The sequence below is a fragment of the Mesorhizobium dulcispinae genome (assembly GCF_033977345.1).
Lineage (GTDB): Bacteria > Pseudomonadota > Alphaproteobacteria > Rhizobiales > Rhizobiaceae > Mesorhizobium > Mesorhizobium dulcispinae.
Window position 1 is genome coordinate 301,864 of the sequence record NZ_JAVIIY010000002.1, and the last position, 15,249, is coordinate 317,112.

Annotated in this window: 17 protein-coding genes and 2 pseudogenes; 4 read left to right on the forward strand and 15 right to left on the reverse strand. The window is 63.2% G+C overall.

Annotated features, from left to right (window positions below):
* Positions 1-22: 22 nt before the first annotated feature.
* Positions 23-145: a hypothetical protein gene (locus RFN30_RS06085; protein WP_278077365.1), complete on the forward strand. Its 123-nt coding sequence runs from the start codon at positions 23-25 to the stop codon at positions 143-145.
* A gap of 68 nt (positions 146-213) precedes the next feature.
* Here RFN30_RS06085 and RFN30_RS06090 read toward each other — a convergent pair whose 3' ends face one another.
* Both RFN30_RS06090 and RFN30_RS06095 read right to left on the reverse strand, forming a co-directional pair.
* On the reverse strand, positions 214-579 hold the full coding sequence (locus RFN30_RS06090; RefSeq protein ID WP_320261234.1) for a PRC-barrel domain-containing protein: 366 nt from the start codon (positions 577-579) through the stop codon (positions 214-216).
* A gap of 83 nt (positions 580-662) precedes the next feature.
* Positions 663-866 (reverse strand): dodecin family protein, encoded by a 204-nt coding sequence (locus RFN30_RS06095; protein ID WP_320261235.1) that lies wholly within the window; start codon positions 864-866, stop codon positions 663-665.
* 141 nt (positions 867-1,007) lie between these two features.
* Here RFN30_RS06095 and RFN30_RS06100 point away from each other — a divergent pair, with 141 nt between their 5' ends.
* Positions 1,008-1,697 carry a hypothetical protein gene (locus RFN30_RS06100; protein WP_320261236.1) on the forward strand — a complete coding sequence of 230 codons (690 nt, stop codon included), beginning with the start codon at positions 1,008-1,010 and terminating at the stop codon, positions 1,695-1,697.
* Between the two features lie 12 nt (positions 1,698-1,709).
* Here the strand turns inward: RFN30_RS06100 and kdsA are convergent, their stop codons facing one another.
* The 6 genes and pseudogenes from kdsA to RFN30_RS06130 form a co-directional block, all read right to left on the reverse strand.
* A complete protein-coding gene (kdsA, locus tag RFN30_RS06105; protein WP_320261237.1) occupies positions 1,710-2,555 on the reverse strand; it encodes a 3-deoxy-8-phosphooctulonate synthase in 846 nt (281 codons plus the stop codon).
* Entirely contained in the window at positions 2,552-3,427 is an 876-nt protein-coding gene (locus RFN30_RS06110) for a VOC family protein (protein ID WP_320261238.1), read from the reverse strand. The genes kdsA and RFN30_RS06110 overlap by 4 nt, the downstream gene beginning before the upstream one ends.
* 82 nt (positions 3,428-3,509) lie before the next feature.
* A complete protein-coding gene (locus RFN30_RS06115) occupies positions 3,510-3,800 on the reverse strand; it encodes a Dabb family protein (protein WP_320261239.1) in 291 nt (96 codons plus the stop codon).
* 102 nt (positions 3,801-3,902) lie between these two features.
* Positions 3,903-4,037, reverse strand: coding sequence for a hypothetical protein (locus tag RFN30_RS06120; protein ID WP_278077372.1), 135 nt, complete (start codon positions 4,035-4,037; stop codon positions 3,903-3,905).
* Between the two features lie 173 nt (positions 4,038-4,210).
* Positions 4,211-6,183: pseudogene (locus RFN30_RS06125) on the reverse strand (bifunctional 2',3'-cyclic-nucleotide 2'-phosphodiesterase/3'-nucleotidase).
* 143 nt (positions 6,184-6,326) lie between these two features.
* Positions 6,327-7,592: an NAD(P)/FAD-dependent oxidoreductase gene (locus RFN30_RS06130; protein WP_320261240.1), complete on the reverse strand. Its 1,266-nt coding sequence runs from the start codon at positions 7,590-7,592 to the stop codon at positions 6,327-6,329.
* Positions 7,593-7,766: 174 nt separating this feature from the next.
* Here RFN30_RS06130 and RFN30_RS06135 point away from each other — a divergent pair, with 174 nt between their 5' ends.
* The gene (locus RFN30_RS06135) at positions 7,767-8,429 is read left to right on the forward strand and encodes a 5-formyltetrahydrofolate cyclo-ligase (protein ID WP_320261241.1); all 663 of its coding nucleotides are present in this window, start codon (positions 7,767-7,769) and stop codon (positions 8,427-8,429) included.
* 3 nt (positions 8,430-8,432) lie between these two features.
* On the opposite strand, the gene RFN30_RS06140 is transcribed toward RFN30_RS06135, so the two are convergent.
* Entirely contained in the window at positions 8,433-8,906 is a 474-nt protein-coding gene (locus RFN30_RS06140) for an Lrp/AsnC family transcriptional regulator (RefSeq protein ID WP_040970412.1), read from the reverse strand.
* A gap of 213 nt (positions 8,907-9,119) precedes the next feature.
* Here RFN30_RS06140 and ald point away from each other — a divergent pair, with 213 nt between their 5' ends.
* The gene (gene ald / locus RFN30_RS06145) at positions 9,120-10,235 is read left to right on the forward strand and encodes an alanine dehydrogenase (RefSeq protein WP_320261242.1); all 1,116 of its coding nucleotides are present in this window, start codon (positions 9,120-9,122) and stop codon (positions 10,233-10,235) included.
* Positions 10,236-10,707: 472 nt separating this feature from the next.
* Here the strand turns inward: ald and RFN30_RS06150 are convergent, their stop codons facing one another.
* From RFN30_RS06150 to RFN30_RS06175, 6 genes and pseudogenes are all read right to left on the reverse strand, one after another.
* Entirely contained in the window at positions 10,708-11,175 is a 468-nt protein-coding gene (locus tag RFN30_RS06150; RefSeq protein WP_320261243.1) for a DUF1203 domain-containing protein, read from the reverse strand.
* A 150-nt stretch (positions 11,176-11,325) separates the two neighbouring features.
* A pseudogene (locus tag RFN30_RS06155) lies at positions 11,326-11,882 on the reverse strand (OmpA family protein).
* A gap of 104 nt (positions 11,883-11,986) precedes the next feature.
* Complete coding sequence (locus RFN30_RS06160; protein ID WP_320261244.1) at positions 11,987-12,550, reverse strand: GNAT family N-acetyltransferase; 564 nt, start codon at positions 12,548-12,550, stop codon at positions 11,987-11,989.
* 5 nt (positions 12,551-12,555) lie between these two features.
* A complete protein-coding gene (gene sseA, locus RFN30_RS06165) occupies positions 12,556-13,407 on the reverse strand; it encodes a 3-mercaptopyruvate sulfurtransferase (protein ID WP_320261245.1) in 852 nt (283 codons plus the stop codon).
* Positions 13,408-13,453: 46 nt separating this feature from the next.
* Positions 13,454-14,197: an alanyl-tRNA editing protein gene (locus tag RFN30_RS06170; RefSeq protein ID WP_320261246.1), complete on the reverse strand. Its 744-nt coding sequence runs from the start codon at positions 14,195-14,197 to the stop codon at positions 13,454-13,456.
* On the reverse strand, positions 14,197-15,231 hold the full coding sequence (locus tag RFN30_RS06175; RefSeq protein WP_320261247.1) for a cysteine synthase A: 1,035 nt from the start codon (positions 15,229-15,231) through the stop codon (positions 14,197-14,199). The genes RFN30_RS06170 and RFN30_RS06175 overlap by 1 nt, the downstream gene beginning before the upstream one ends.
* Positions 15,232-15,249 lie beyond the last annotated feature (18 nt).

Sequence of the window (15,249 nt, forward strand, 5' to 3'; positions counted from 1 at the left end):
GCGAAACAGGAGGAGTTTCGCCATGTCCCAGTTGAGCGGTATCGTGAGTTTGTTCCTGATCGCGGCGGCGTTCCTGACGTCCTGTGACAGCCAGAAGCCCCAGCAAAGCTCGATGGAGCTTTCTACTCTCCGCGCGGCGGAGTAGAGGTCCAGAAACACAAAGGCCCCCAGAATTTCCGGGGGCCTTTCGATTCCGACCTGCTGACTTGCCGATCAATGCCAGTAGGGCTTTACGTGGTAGTACTGGAAGGACGCATCGCGTGCCGCCTCGCCGTCGGCGCCGGTCAGCTCGTCGATTGAATAGGCCGGGGCGGCCTTGAGCTGTTCCTTGGTGAAAGGCACGACGTAGCCGCCCTTGTCCACGTCATAGTCGAGGGTAGCCCACGGGATGGCGTGATATTTCTCGCCCATGCCGAGGAAACCGCCGAAACCGATGACAGCGAACATGATGCCGTTAGACATCTTGTCGAGCATGACATCCTCGACGCTGCCGATGCTGTCGCCTGCGGTATTGTAGACCGACGTGCCGATGACGCGCGAGGCGGCAATGGCTTCGGTATGCCCAGACGGGGTAGTCATGGTGGTGCTCCTCTCGGTTGATGCCTGTTTGGACAATGAGGGGAGCGGGCGAAGGTTCCAGACTTTCGGCCGGCAGGCTGAACCTAGTCGGTGAGGATGAAGGTCACCTTCATATTGACCCGGTAGGCAGCGATCTTGCCGTCCTCGACGACGATCTTCTGGTCCTGGATCCAAGCGCCCTCCAAATTCTTCAGGGTCTTTGCGGCACGCGCAATGCCCTGCTCGATCGCGTCCTGAAAGCTTTTCGTGGACGACGACGTGATTTCGGTGACGCGGGCGACAGACATAGCTTCCTCCTGCCAAGACGCTCAGTTGCGGAAGCGAGCGTACAGCCGGCGGTTGACAGCGACAAGCCAGAGAGGTTGCGGGCATGTTGCCATTGTCAGCCGGCCGCACTGCATGGCAGTGTCGTGTCAGGGGAGACAGGAATGAGCGCAAGGCGCGGTCGGCGGCAGGCTACGGTGCAAACACCGGCGCCAATGGCTGACGCCAACGCCGCCAATGCCTTCAGCGCCTATTTCTTTGCCGGCGCCATGGGCCTGATCGGCCTATCGATCGTCTGGTATTTCGAGCTTCCGCTCAATTTCGACGTCACCGATCGCGAATTCAACCCGCTGACCTTCATCCCGGTCGTCTTCGTGCTCATCGCGCTCTACTCGCTGCTGAAGGCGATCCGCGACACGTTGCGGGTTCGCAAGTTCGGCACGACGACATTGGTCTGCGGGCCCGCAATCGCCGGCAGGAGCTTCGCAGGTTCGCTGCGATCAAGCCGCGATCTGGCCCCGGACGGCGACTACAGGGTGCAACTAAGATGCATCCGCACCTATCGGGTCGGCGGGCCGGTCGTAGTCGCCAGCGGCACGCAAAGGTCGACCTACAAGGACGAGCTCAGGTGGCAGGAAACGGTCGTCGTGCCGAGCGTGTCGATCCAGTCGAGCGTAGGCATTCCCTTCGCCTTCCAGATACCGCCCGATGCGCTGGCCTCCAAAGGACCGCCGATCTATGAGCGGGTGCATGGCAATGTGCGATGGATCCTGACCGTCAGCGCCCCCATGCGAGGGCTGGACTACTATGCCGCCTTCGCAATCGACATGCATGGTGCCGGCCGCAGCGAATGACGGGGACTTTGACTAGCGCCCCTTGGCGACGCGGTCGAAAGCCATCAGCTTTTCCAGCAAGGCCGGCATGTCCTTGAGAGGCACCATGTTGGGGCCGTCGGAAGAGGTCGAGTTGTCCGGATCATGGTGGGTCTCGATGAACACCCCGGCAACGCCGACGGCGACGGCAGCACAAGCCAGCGTCGCGACGAAGCGCCGTTCACCGCCGGAGGAGCCGCCCTGCCCGCCCGGCTGCTGCACGGAATGGGTGGCGTCGAAAATCACCGGCGCGCCGATCTCGGCCATGATCGGCAGCGCGCGCATGTCCGACACAAGCGTGTTGTAGCCGAACGAGGCGCCACGTTCGGTGGTCAGCACGTTGAGGTTGCCGGAGCCGGTGATCTTGGCGACGACATTCTTCATGTCCCATGGCGCCAGGAACTGGCCCTTCTTGACATTGACGACCTTGCCGGTTCGTGCCGCGGCGACAAGCATGTCGGTCTGTCGCGACAGAAAAGCCGGGATCTGCAGGACGTCGACATGCGGTGCAACGATCGCGCATTGCTCCTCGGTGTGGACGTCCGTCAGCACGGGGATGGAAAACGTCTTGCGCAGATCGTCGAAAATGGGCATCGCCGCATCGAGGCCGGCGCCGCGCGTCGCCGACAGCGAGGTGCGGTTGGCCTTGTCGTAGCTGGTCTTATAGACGAGGCCGATGCCCAGCCGTTCGGTCAGGTCCTTCAGCGCGCCGGCCATGTCGAAGGCGTGCTGGCGCGATTCGAGCTGGCAGGGGCCGGCGATCAGCGACAGGGGCCCATTGTTGGCGAAGACGACCTTGCCGACGGTTACCGATGCATTAGGCGCCAGGGGCTCGCTCATGGGATCTCCCGAAAGATGAAGGCCGCGCCCTGACCGGGCGCCGGCGGCACGACGATATCGTTGCCGCTCATGTTGTGTTCGATTGCGTTGGCTGCAAGCAGATGCGCGGCATCGGCTGTGCTGCGGGTCGACAAAACGATGGCTGCAAAACGCAGGTCCGAAGCGCCCCCTGCCGGAATACCGAAGCGGAAGGCAAATGAATCAGGTGTCAGGATGGTGAGGGTCGCGTTGGGCAATTCAATCTTGTCGCTTTGCTTTGCATCCTCGCCGGCAGCGGTCGACACCAGCCCGGCCTGGCTCGAAGGCCTGTCGCTGACAGCGACGATCTCGACGATGCCGGTCACCCCGTTGGCATGCGCCTGCAAGGCGGTGCGGTCGATCTTCGGCGCGTTGATGCGCTGGCAGGCGAACAGGAATGCATCCGTTGCCTTTCTATCGGCCACGAACGCCAGTTTGAACGACGCCGTGTCACTTTTGCCCGCGGTGTCGGTGAAGGCGCGCGAAAAGCTCAGCATATTCCCGGCCGACAGCCCGGCTTCGACATAGCGCGCGTGGTCGGCATCGGCATCGGCCGTCCCGAACACGGCAGCGGAAAAGCCCTCGTCGCCAAGCCTGCTGCGGTAAAGGCGGTCGCGCGCGACGAAGACGTTGCCTTCGCTTATCGCCAGATCCGCCGTTTTTTCATCGCCGACCGCCAACGGCTCCAGATAGGTGCCGTCGGCGAAAAAGACGCAGGCGTTCTCGGTCCCGAATGGATGGACGCCGGTCGGCGCGACGACGAAGCCGAGCGATGAGAGGCGCTGCCTTGCGACATCGAGGCTCCGCGTGGGCAGAACGAGATGGTCGAGCGGATGGGGCGAAGTTTTGATCATACCGGCGCGGTGTGCCCCATTCCGGAAGCTGGTTCAAGGCCCGGCAGCCAAGGCATCGATGGAGGAGCGGACTGCCGTTGGTTCAGGCGGCGGCCACGACGTCGGCCGAATAGCGCAGCTCGCGCAATGGTTTCACCTTGCTGGTGGTCTCCGCATAGGTCGGATGCGCCTTGTAGGCGGCGAGTGCTGCTTCGTCCTCGAACTCGGCATAGACGACCACGTCGATCGCGTTGGAGAACAGATCGACCTTGGTGTTGAGCGTCACCTCGAAGTGTTTCGAGTGCGGAATCTTGCCCAGCGCCTGCAGGCCGCACCGCACGGCCTCCACATCTTCCTTGCGCTTTACGCTGAAGAAAACGATGTGCCGGATCAATCCAGCCTCCTTGATCGACGGATGAGCGCGTTTTTTGTGGGAGCAGGGTCGTCGCGTCAACCCGCAACGATGTCGCGCCCGCCGTCCAGGCGGTGTCGGACCTCAGGCCGCGCCGGTGACGTAGCGCACGATGCGCGACATCTCCCTGACGGTCGCATCGAGATAGTAGCCGTGGTTGTAGAGGCCATCCCAGATCAGGAAGAAGGTGATGGCGACGATGACGATCACATAACGCATGGCTAAAACTAACGCATGTCACCAGCCGGAACCAGAGCGCCTCGGCGGCAATTCCCCGGGGTCACCGTTTTTTGCGCTGTCATGTGTTCCCAGCGGTTCGATGCATCAGCCGCGGCAGGCGCTGCCGGCGGAATCGAACCTTCGCCGGCTTCGCACTGACCGCAGGCCGAGCTTCAAAGGGTGATGCGGCATTTGGCAAATCCCGCCTCGCCCTCGCCGGCCGGCTCGATTTTCAGGGACTTCACCTCGGTGATAAAATCCTTCGCCCTGGGCCCGGTCTCGAAGACGACGCTGGTACCTGCCAGTGGCGCGAATGACCAGTTGCCGTCCGCCGACGGGTTGATCGTGCCTTCGCTGACGACGTAACGCACGATCACGTCGCGGTTGGTATCCGGCGCCTCGTAGATGATCTTGGAAGCGTTGATGTCGGGGAAATTGCCGCCGCCGCCGGCGCGGTAATTGTTGGTGGCGACGACGAATTTCGCCGCCGGATCAATCGGTTTGCCGTCGAACCTCAGGTCCACGATGCGGCTGGAGCCGGCATTGGCGATGCCGCCCTTGGAATCGTATTTGGGTGGCTGCGACAGGTCGATCCGGTAGGTGACGCCGTCGATGACGTCGAAATTATAGGACGGGAAATCGGTGTTGATCAGCGGCTGGTCCGCCTTGCCCGGCTCGATCCTGTTGAAGATGCCGGCCGACATTTCCAACCATTCCTTCACCTGCGCGCCGGTGATCTCCACCGCCCGCACCGTGTTCGGATAGAGGTAGAGGTCAGCGACGTTCTTTATGGCGATGTCGCCGATCGGAACGTCGGTGTAATAGTCGGCGCCGTTGCGGCCGCCGGCCTTGAAGGGCGCAGCCGCCAAAAGCAACGGCACATCCTTCCACTCAGTGCTCTTCAATATGTCCTTGAGGTACCAGCTCTGCGCCTGATTGACGATCTGCACCGACGGATCATCGGCGACCAAGGCGAAATAGGAGTAGAGCGGCGCGGACGTCTTGCCGACGGGGCGGCGGACATAGGCGAGCGTCGCCTCATGATCCTGTTCGAGCGCGGCTATGATGCGCTTGTCGTCGCCGACTGTCGCCTTGTTCTTGTTGTCGACGCGCTCGTAGATCGGCCGCGCTTCGGAGGTGGCCGAGACGACCCGCCATTTCGAGCCGTCGCGCTCCAGCAAAAGATCGATCACGCCCATATGCGAGCCCCAGAAGCCACCCATCACCGCCGGCTTGCCTTGCAGCGTGCCCTTCCCGGTATCCACGCCGTCCAGCGCCTGGAAGTCCTTCTTGCCGGGGAAGACGAGGTGCTGGTGCCCGGTGAAGACCGCGTCGATGCCTTCGACGCCGGCGACGAAGAAGGAGGCGTTCTCCATCATGTCGCCCTGATTGATATCGATGCCGGAATGCGAGAGCGCAATGACGATGTCGGCGCCCTCCTCCCTGATCTGCGGCACCCAGGCCTTGGCCGCCTCGACGATGTCGCGCGTCTTCACATTGCCTTCGAGGTTCTTCAGGTCCCAGACCATGATCTGGGGCGGCACGAAGCCGATGACGCCGATCCTGATCGGCTGCTCGGCGCCCGCGCCGTCCTTGATCTTCTTGTCAAGGATGACATAGGGCTTGAGATAGAGCTTGTCGTCGCGCGGGCTGGCGGCAAGCGTGGTGCCGCGGATCAGGTTCGCGCACACGAAGGGGAAATTGGCGCCGGCCAGCACCTTGTCCAAGAAGGACAGGCCGTAGTTGAATTCGTGGTTGCCGAGCGTCGAGCATTCATAGCCGAGCAGGTTCATGCCCTTCATGACCGGATGCAGGTCGCCGTCTTTCATGCCCTTCTCATAGCGATGTAATCGCCCATCGGATTGCCCTGCAGCAAGTCGCCATTGTCGATCAGCATCGCATTGGTGGCTTCCTTGCGCACCGCGTCGATCAGCGAGGCCGTGCGCGACAGGCCCATCGTGTCGTTCGCTTTGTCGGCGTAGTAATCATAAGGCAGCAGGTTCACATGGATGTCGGTGGTTTCCATGATCCTGAGATGCGCTTGATTGGCCGCGGCGCGGGCTGAGAAAGGATGCAGCATGATCAGCGCCCCGGTGGCGGCGGTACCGGCCAGGAACGAGCGGCGAGTAACGAGCGGTTGTGACATTGCTTTCCTGCTCTATGACAACGCGACAACCCCTGCCCCTGGGCGCCCGAGCATGGCGTCGAAGGCGCTGTGAGTCCACCGTCTGCCGAGAGCCAGTTGATCACGACAAGGTGACGCGTCGATGAAAGAGATGCGGCGAGCAATCAGCCTTTGTCGTTATCGCCTTGGGTGATCAGCCGAGCGCTGCGCTGTCCTGTGAAATATATCCATAGCCAGCTAAGCGACACCGCGAGACGGTTGCGGAAATCGATCAGGAAATAGATGTGGGCGATGCCCCAAAGCCACCAGGCGAGCCAGCCGGTGAGCTTGATCCAGCCGAAATCGATCGCGGCGGCGCGCTTGCCGATGGTTGCGAGATCGCCGTCATGCCGGTAGCGGAACGGACGCGGTGCTGTCTCGCCGCCAAGCCGCGCCCTGATGGTCGCGGCGACATGCTTGCCCTGCTGCTTGGCCGCGGGTGCGACGCCCGGCACCGGTTTTCCATCTGGCCGCAACAAATGCGCCGTGTCGCCGATGACGAAGATCTCGGGGCTGCCCGGCACCGTGAGATCGGGCTCGACCAGCACCCTGCCCGCCCGGTCGGCCGACGCTCCCAGCCATTCCGCCGCAGGCGAAGCGGCAACGCCGGCCGCCCATAGGATCGTCTTTGCCCGCAGATGCGCGCCGCCGAAGACGACGCCCTCGGCATCGAGTTGCGTGACGGCGCGGCCAAGCTCGACCGATACGCCAAGCCGCTCCAGCGCTTTCTGGGCGTAGGCCGAGAGCTCCGGCGCGAAATTGGCGAGGATCCGGTCTCCGGCTTCGATCAGCACAACGCGCGCCTGCCGCGTGTCGATGTTGCGGAATTCGCCGCGCAGCGTGTCATGCGCAAGCTCGACAATGGTGCCGGCGAGCTCCACGCCGGTTGGTCCGCCGCCGACTATGACCAGCGTCAGCAAGGCCTGGCGTTTGGCAGGATCGGTCTCGCGCTCAGCCCCTTCGAAAGCGAGCAGGATGCGGCGCCGGATCGTGGTGGCATCCTCGAGCGTCTTCAACCCGGGTGCGAAAGGCTCCCATTCGTCATGGCCGAAATAGGCATGGCGCGCGCCGGTGGCGAGCACCAGCGTGTCGTAGGCGACCGAGCTGCCATCCTCCAGCAGAACACGCTTGCCGGCGCGGTCGACGCCGGTGACTGTGCCCAGAAGCGTCGTCACGTCCTTGCGCTTGCGCAGCAGATGACGGATTGGCCAGGCAATCTCCGAAGTCGCCAGCGAGGTGGTCGCCACCTGGTAAAGCAGCGGCTGGAACAGATGATGGTTGCGCCTGTCGATCATGGTGATGCGCACCGGTGCGCCGGCCAGCGCACGGGTGAGTTCGAGACCGCCGAACCCCGCGCCGATGACAACGACATGATGCTTGGCTTCGTCCATTTTCAGTCACCTCGCCAAACCAACTCGACTGCCTGGATGTAAGCATTTTTGTGCACTGCAACAATATCACTGCTGGCCACACCCCTGCCCGGGAGTCGTCGCCTAGTGTCGTGAATGCACATGTTGCTCCGGAAACGCCGGGTATAGCGTGGAGCAAAATGATAGGAGCGGAGCATGACTGACAACAGCGATGACGAAGGCCCGGCCCAATACGCCTCGCCGCCTTGTTTCATGCACGAGCTCGACCCGACCTATCAGATGCCGCTGTCCGACTGGACCGATGTCAGGCGCTGGCGCAAGGCGGAGCGCGAACGGCTCATCGGCGCGCGGCTTGCGGTTTCGGCCGATGCGCGCGCGGCAATGTCACAGCGGATTGCAGAGAGCCTCGACGCTCTGATCGGCGACGTTTCCGGTCGCATGGTCAGCCTCTACTGGCCGTTCCGCGGCGAGCCCGACCTGCGCGGCTGGATGGCGTCGATCAATGCGCGCGGCGGCCGCACGGCGCTGCCCGTCGTCATAGAGAAAGGCCGGCCTCTGATCTTCCGCGCCTACGCGCCTGGCGATCGGCTCGAGAAAGGCGTCTGGAACATCCCGATCCCGGCCGAGGGCGATCCGGTACTGCCGGACATCGTCATCTCCCCGATGGTCGGCATCGCTCCCGGCAACTACCGGCTAGGCTATGGCGGTGGCTTCTACGATCGCACGCTGGCCGCCATGCCGTTCAGGCCGCTGGTGATCGGCGTTGGCTACGAATTGCAGCGCATCCCCACCATCTACCCGCAGCCGCATGATATCCCGATGACGACCGTGGTGACGGAGGCCGTTGCAGGCAAGTGATGGTTAGGCCATTTCCGGCCTCAACCCGACCGCCGTCCGGTCGATGATCTCGCGCAGCGCAAAGGACGAATTGATCTTCGTCACATGCGGCATGGCCGACAGCCATTCCTTGTGAATGCGCTCATAGTCGGCGAGGTCTTTTGCCGCGATGCGCAGGATATAGTCGTATTCGCCCGACATCAGATGGCAGGAAAGCACGTTCGGGCAGCGTTTGATCGCCGCCTCGAAATCCGACAGCGTCTTCTCGAATTGCCCCGACAGCGATATATGGACGATCGCCGTCATCTGATGGCCGAGCGCGGCATTCGACAGCCGCGCGTGGTAGCCGCGGATGGTTCCGGATTTCTCCAGATTGTCCAGCCTGCGCGAGCACGCCGACTGCGACAGCCCAACCTTCTCGGCCAGCGCCGCATTGGGTATCCGGCCATCCTTCTGCAAAGTCTCCAGAATGGCGATATCAATCCTGTCGAGCGGCATTTTTCGTGATTCCTGCGAATTTTTTTGGAATTTGCGCAACAATTATCGAAGATTGCGGCCTGCCGCAAGCGCATTCGCAAACACATACGGAACGATTCATGCTTCACTGCGTCTCATGCATGTCGCACTAGACCGCGCGGCGGTTTTGAGGCTGGCGGCATGCCCGGAAATGTCAGGGAGAGCGCCCTTTCAAGGGCCGGACAGGAGAAGAAAATGCGCGTCGGCTGCCCCAAGGAAATCAAGAACCATGAATACCGCGTCGGCCTGACGCCCGGCTCGGTCCGCGAATATGTCGCGCACGGCCACGAAGTGCTGGTCGAGACCGGCGCCGGCGCCGGCATCGGCGCCGACGACAACGCCTATCGCGCCGCCGGCGCCACCATCGCCAAGACGGCCGCCGACGTGTTCGCCAAGTCGGACATGATCGTCAAGGTCAAGGAGCCGCAGCCCAGTGAGTGGGTGCAGCTGCGCGACGGCCAGATCCTCTACACCTACCTCCATCTCGCTCCCGATCCGGAGCAGACCAAGGGCCTGCTCGCTTCGGGCGTCACCGCTGTCGCCTATGAGACGGTGACCGACGACCGTGGCGGTCTGCCGTTGCTGGCGCCGATGTCGGAAGTCGCCGGCCGCCTGTCGATCCAGGCCGGCGCGACCGCGCTGCAGAAGGCCAATGGCGGCCGCGGCGTGCTGCTCGGCGGCGTGCCCGGCGTGCTGCCCGGCAAGGTCACCGTGCTCGGCGGCGGCGTTGTCGGCCTGCATGCGGCCAAGATGGCTGCCGGCCTCGGCGCCGACGTCACCATAATCGACCGCTCTATCCCGCGCCTGCGCCAGCTCGACGACATTTTTGGCGGCCGCGTGCACACCCGTTACTCGACCGTCGAGGCGCTGGAGGAGGAATGCTTCTCCGCCGACATCGTCGTCGGCGCCGTGCTGATCCCGGGCGCCGCAGCGCCCAAGCTCGTCACCCGCGAAATGCTCTCGGGTATGAAGAAGGGCTCGGTGCTTGTCGACGTCGCCATCGACCAGGGCGGCTGCTTCGAGACCTCGCATGCCACGACGCATGCCGACCCGACCTACGAGGTCGATGGCGTCATCCACTACTGCGTCGCCAACATGCCGGGCGCGGTGCCGGTCACCTCGGCGCACGCGCTCAACAACGCCACCCTGCATCATGGCCTGCAACTCGCCGACAAGGGCCTGAAGGCGCTGGTCGACGACCACCACCTGCGCAATGGCCTCAATGTCCACAAGGGCAAGATCACCAACCGCGCCGTCGCCGAAGCGCTCGGCTACGAAATGGTCGAGCCGAAAGCGGTGCTTGCCGCCTGATAGCAGTTATTTATTTTACGCAATTCCGGACGGAAAACCGCCACACACTTTTCCTGGAATTGCTCTGGACAAGAGTTTCCTCCTGTCGCGCCCGCCGGCTCTCCGGCGGGCGCTTTCTTTTCTTGTGTGGGGAAGCTGGTTCTTGCGCGAGAAATCCGGGCAACAAAAAAGCGGAGCCAGAGCCCCGCTTCCTCGGTGTTGCGATGTGCCGCCGGTCCATCCGCGGTCGACAATCGATCAACGACTACCTTTTAGCGCGGTTATACGACGGGAATACGACAGCGTTACTGCCGCTCACGCGAATTCGTGATGCTGGCCGCCACCAAAATGTGCTGTGTGAAGCGTTTCACATTCGACGCTCGGGAAAAATGCCTAGACACCACCGGCCTGCTTGGCGATTTCGCCAATGGCTTCTGTCGCAGGCTTTTTCCCAACTGCCCGCCAGACTATCGGCGGGCATCTTTTTTTCCCGTCATGCGCGCTCGATGCGGCACTGGTAGCAATTGTTTCGCGCCGAGCGGACATGGATGTAGGCGATGTCCTTGCGTTCGAACAAAGTCTTTGCGCGGGCCGCGATATCGCCGGTGGGGATGACGGCGCCGCTGCCGTAGACGATGCGGTCGTCCTTGCCATAGCCGCGCACGATGTAGTCGCTGCTTGCGAGCATCTCCGGCAGCGCATCGACTTCAGCGGCGCGCTTGCATTCGTCCGCATGCAGGAAGATCGGCCCGGTCTCGGCGTAAGGCTGGAGCTCCGGGAATGGGCGATAGGCGAGGATGAGATAACCCTCGCCGGCGGCAACGTTCTTCATGCAATGCCGGCACGGCACGCCGTCGCCGTCGGAAATCCGTCGTTCGGGCGTGTGGCCGTAGGCGTCGGGCCCGCCCCGCTGCAGGGCGCGCACGGCTTCGGTCGGCAAGGCTTTGAACTGGATGCTCATGGCGAAATCTCCGGTGTCGTTGACCGGAAACTATGCGCGCACGATCGCGCCTCCCACCCGATTCCTGCCAAGCGGTCCGTGCGCGTCGCTGCATGGAAAGAGCCCGGCTTCACTGAAACCCGCGCTCTTCAAACCGTCGACCGGTTTGCGTCAGCGCACGAAATCGTCGAAGCGGCGCAGCGTCACGCGGCGGTTGCGCCAGTTCTCCTGCTGGGTCGGCACCAGCAGAATTCCTCGCCGTAGCCGACCGTCTCCATCGCATAGGCCGGCACGCCGAACTCCCGCGCCAGCGTGCGCTTCAGCGACGCGGCGCGGCGCTCGGACAGGATCTGGTTCGATTCGAACGAGCCGACCGCGTCGGTATGGCCCTCGATCAGGATGCGGGCGCCGCGGTCGCGTCGCAGGATGCGATGGAGCGCGTCGGCGATGATCTCGACCTTGCCGTATTGCGAAGGGGAAATGGCGGCCGAGCCGAATTCGAAATTGATCGACTGGATGTCGATCGAACGCGCCATGCGTCTCAGGTCCGGCCGCCGCTTGAACTCGCGGATGGTGACGCGCTCGTTGGGGCGCAGCTTCACCTTGGGAGCCGCCTCGAGCTGCCGCTCGATGGTCGCGGCCGAAGGCGTGGTCGCCTGCGCAAAGCCAAGGCTCGGCATGGCAAATGCCGCAATCATCGCCACGGCAAATGTACGTCGGGTCAGCATGTCTTCGTCTCCTTCAGGCCTCGGCCGTTGTTGCTGGCCGAACCATGACAAAGACAGTCTGAAGCGCTGATGAACGGCCAATTCATTCAAGAAGAACAAGAAGACTATGGCCGCATGACGCTTGCCGAGCGCTCGGCGAAGGTCATCGGGTGCACGACTTCCTTCTTCTGCGCAACCGGCGTGAAGCCGAGCTTCTGGTAAAGCGGTAGCGCTGCCGGATGGTCCAGCGTGCAGGTCTGCACCGTGACGCGCTTCGGCTCATACGACCACGCAGCCGAGATAGCCGCCCCCAGGAACCAGCGGCCAATGCCTTGGCCGTGCGCATGTTCCATCATGCCGAAATAGGCGAGTTCCACTTCCTCCGGCAGGTGCGGCTTGAGGTCGAAGAAGCCGGCCGGAGAGCCGTCGAGGTAAAGCACCCTGATATCGCGGTCCTCACGATGCAGGCCGGCGGCCAGTTCCTCGTCGCTCAGTCTCAGCACATTGACCCAGTGCCATTTGCGCCCGACGCGATCCATCAGGTAGCGGTAGAAATGCAGCGGGATGTCCTTGGTCTTCAGCAGCGCGATCTGGCGGTTGTACGGCAGCGGCGGCGAGGCGGCCGGCGGCGCATGCATTTCGAGGAATGTGACCGTGACGTCGATATCCTTCGGCACACCGTTTTCCATCGTCGTCATTCCTTGCCCGTCACCACGGGGGTATCGCTGAGCCCGCCCCATTCGGTCCATGAGCCGTCGTAAAGCCTGTTGTCGGTATGGCCAAGCGTCTCCAGCGCCAGCGTGATCGCCGCCGCGGTGATGCCCGATCCGCATGAGGTCACGACCGGTTTCGAAAGATCGATGCCGGCACCCTCGATGACCTTGCGCAAGCGGTCTTTGGGCAGCAATTCGCCATTCTCGGCAAGCGCGGCGATCGGAACATTGTGAGCGCCCGGCATATGGCCGGAACGGACGCCGGGACGCGGCTCCGGATCGGTTCCGGCGAAACGCCCGGGAGAGCGCGCATCGGCGATCTGGCTTTCCCCGCTTCCGGCGATCCTGCGCATTTCGTCGAGGCTGACGACCCGCCCTGCATCGAAATCGGTATAAAAGACGCAAGGCGCCGTTCTGGTCGGCTCCGCCGTCACCGGCCGGCCTTCCGCCTTCCAGCGGTCGAAGCCGCCGCCCAAGATGTAGACCTGGAAGACGCCCATGACGCGGAACATCCACCAGGCGCGCGGCGCTGAAAACAGGCCAGGGCCGTCATAGACGACGATGGTGTCGTCGGCCGAAACGCCCATGGAGCCGACATATTGGGCGAAGTACTGGGGCGACGCCAATGTGTGCGGCAGCGTGGAATCCGGATCCGAAACGGCGTCCTGATCGAGAAAGCGGGCACCGGGAATATGGGCGGCGGCGTATTCGGCCTGCGCGTTGCGCTGCTGCGCCGGCAGGTACCACGAGGCGTCGATGATGGTGAGTCCTGGCGTTCCCAGCCGCTTCTCGAGCCAGTCCGCGTCAACGATGAAAGGGCTGTCTTCGGCCATTTTCCTGCTCCTGCCCGCCTCTCGCGACGCTTGCTCGTCTTGCCCGTCAATTCGCCGGCATCGGTCCGAAGCGGATGCGGAAGCGCCGGTTCTCGCGCCCCTTCTTCTCGATCTTGCCGATATGGATCTCGCCGACCTCGCCGGTGCTCTTCACGTGAGTGCCGCCGCAGGGCTGGCTGTCGATCGAGGCATTCTCGCCGATGCAGACGAGGCGGATCTTGCCGGTGCCGACGGGCGGCCGCACGTTCTTCGATTTCACAAGCCCGGGATTGGCCGAAAGTTCCTCGTCGGTGATCAGCCGCGTGAAGATCGGATGGTCGGCGCGCACAAGCTCCATCAACCGCGCCGTCACGTCCTCCTTGGTGAAGCCGGCATCGGGAATGTCGAAATCGACGCGGCTGTCATCCTCGGCGACCGCTGCCCCGGTAATCGGAAACGGACAGACGACAGTGAGCAGATGGCAAGCGGCGTGCATGCGCATCAGAAGATGCCGCCGCTCCCAGTCGATGGCGAGCTTCAGCGTTTCGCCGACTGTCGGCAACGCCTGTTCGGGCGTCGGCACATGGATGATCTCGTCCTTGGTCTCGCCGGTGATGGTCGCGGTGATCGCGATGCGGTTGCCGTCGGCGCGTTCGAACAGGCCGGTATCGCCGGGTTGCCCGCCCGACGTGGCGTAGAAGATGGTCCGATCAAGAAGGATGCCGCCGCGGTCGTTGATGGCGACGACTTGCGCATCCGCCGTCTTCAGATAGGCGTCGTCGCGAAACAGCGCTTCTGTCCTCTGCGCCATCACGCCACCTTTTCGAACGGCACCGAGATGTCGGCCTTTTCTTCCATCCAGCCCGGCACCGGCAGGTTCTTGCCGCGCAGGAACTCGGGATTGAACAGCTTGGATTGATAGCGCGTGCCGTAGTCGGCGAGGATTGTCACGATGGTATGGCCGGGGCCAAGTTCGCGCGCCAGCCGGATCGCGCCGGCGATGTTGATGCCCGTCGAGCCGCCGACGCAGAGCCCCTCTTCCTGGATCAGATCGAAGATAATCGGCAGCGCCTCCTCATCCGGGATCTGGTAGGAGAAGTCCGGCGTGAAGCCTTCGAGATTGGCGGTGATGCGCCCCTGGCCGATGCCTTCGGTGATCGAGCTGCCGTCGGATTTCAGCTCGCCGCTGGTGTAGAAGCTGTAGAGCGCTGCGCCGAGCGGATCGGCGAGCGCGATCTTGACGTCTTTGCTCTTGGCCTTGAGCCCGATCGCAACGCCGGCGAGCGTGCCGCCGGAGCCGACGGCCGACACGAAGCCGTCGACCTTGCCGCCGGTCTGGGTCCAGATCTCCTCAGCCGTCGTGCGGATATGGCCGTCGCGGTTTGCGACATTGTCGAACTGGTTCGCCCAGATCGCGCCGTTCGGTTCCGAGCGCGCCAGCTGCTCTGCGAGCCGCCCCGACAGCTTCACGTAGTTGTTGGGGTTCTTGTAAGGCACGGCCGGTACTTCGATCAGCTCGGCTCCCAGGATCTTGATCGTGTCCTTCTTCTCCTGGCTCTGCGTATCCGGGATGACGATGACGGTCCGGTAGCCGAGCGCCTTGGCGACCAAGGTCAGGCCGATACCGGTGTTGCCGGCGGTCCCTTCGACGATGACGCCGCCCGGCCGCAGCAACCCCCGCTGTTCGGCGTCCCTGATGATGAAGAGGCCTGCACGATCCTTGACTGACTGCCCCGGATTCATGAATTCGGCCTTGCCCAGGATCTCGCAGCCGGTCGCGTCCGAAGCCTTGTTGAGCCGGATCAAGGGGGTGTTGCCGATCGCTTCGATCACATTACGGGGCATGAGGATTCCTTTATGCGT

Excerpts from the sequence above, each read along its gene's own strand:
- RFN30_RS06085 (WP_278077365.1), top strand. The coding sequence starts at position 23 with ATGTCCCAGTTGAGCGGTATCGTGAGTTTGTTCCTGATCGCGGCGGCG.
- RFN30_RS06090 (WP_320261234.1), bottom strand. The coding sequence starts at position 579 with ATGACTACCCCGTCTGGGCATACCGAAGCCATTGCCGCCTCGCGCGTC.
- RFN30_RS06095 (WP_320261235.1), bottom strand. The coding sequence starts at position 866 with ATGTCTGTCGCCCGCGTCACCGAAATCACGTCGTCGTCCACGAAAAGC.
- RFN30_RS06100 (WP_320261236.1), top strand. The coding sequence starts at position 1,008 with ATGAGCGCAAGGCGCGGTCGGCGGCAGGCTACGGTGCAAACACCGGCG.
- kdsA (WP_320261237.1), bottom strand. The coding sequence starts at position 2,555 with ATGAGCGAGCCCCTGGCGCCTAATGCATCGGTAACCGTCGGCAAGGTC.
- RFN30_RS06110 (WP_320261238.1), bottom strand. The coding sequence starts at position 3,427 with ATGATCAAAACTTCGCCCCATCCGCTCGACCATCTCGTTCTGCCCACG.
- RFN30_RS06120 (WP_278077372.1), bottom strand. The coding sequence starts at position 4,037 with ATGCGTTATGTGATCGTCATCGTCGCCATCACCTTCTTCCTGATCTGG.
- RFN30_RS06130 (WP_320261240.1), bottom strand. The coding sequence starts at position 7,592 with ATGGACGAAGCCAAGCATCATGTCGTTGTCATCGGCGCGGGGTTCGGC.
- RFN30_RS06135 (WP_320261241.1), top strand. The coding sequence starts at position 7,767 with ATGACTGACAACAGCGATGACGAAGGCCCGGCCCAATACGCCTCGCCG.
- RFN30_RS06140 (WP_040970412.1), bottom strand. The coding sequence starts at position 8,906 with ATGCCGCTCGACAGGATTGATATCGCCATTCTGGAGACTTTGCAGAAG.
- ald (WP_320261242.1), top strand. The coding sequence starts at position 9,120 with ATGCGCGTCGGCTGCCCCAAGGAAATCAAGAACCATGAATACCGCGTC.
- RFN30_RS06150 (WP_320261243.1), bottom strand. The coding sequence starts at position 11,175 with ATGAGCATCCAGTTCAAAGCCTTGCCGACCGAAGCCGTGCGCGCCCTG.
- RFN30_RS06160 (WP_320261244.1), bottom strand. The coding sequence starts at position 12,550 with ATGGAAAACGGTGTGCCGAAGGATATCGACGTCACGGTCACATTCCTC.
- sseA (WP_320261245.1), bottom strand. The coding sequence starts at position 13,407 with ATGGCCGAAGACAGCCCTTTCATCGTTGACGCGGACTGGCTCGAGAAG.
- RFN30_RS06170 (WP_320261246.1), bottom strand. The coding sequence starts at position 14,197 with ATGGCGCAGAGGACAGAAGCGCTGTTTCGCGACGACGCCTATCTGAAG.
- RFN30_RS06175 (WP_320261247.1), bottom strand. The coding sequence starts at position 15,231 with ATGCCCCGTAATGTGATCGAAGCGATCGGCAACACCCCCTTGATCCGG.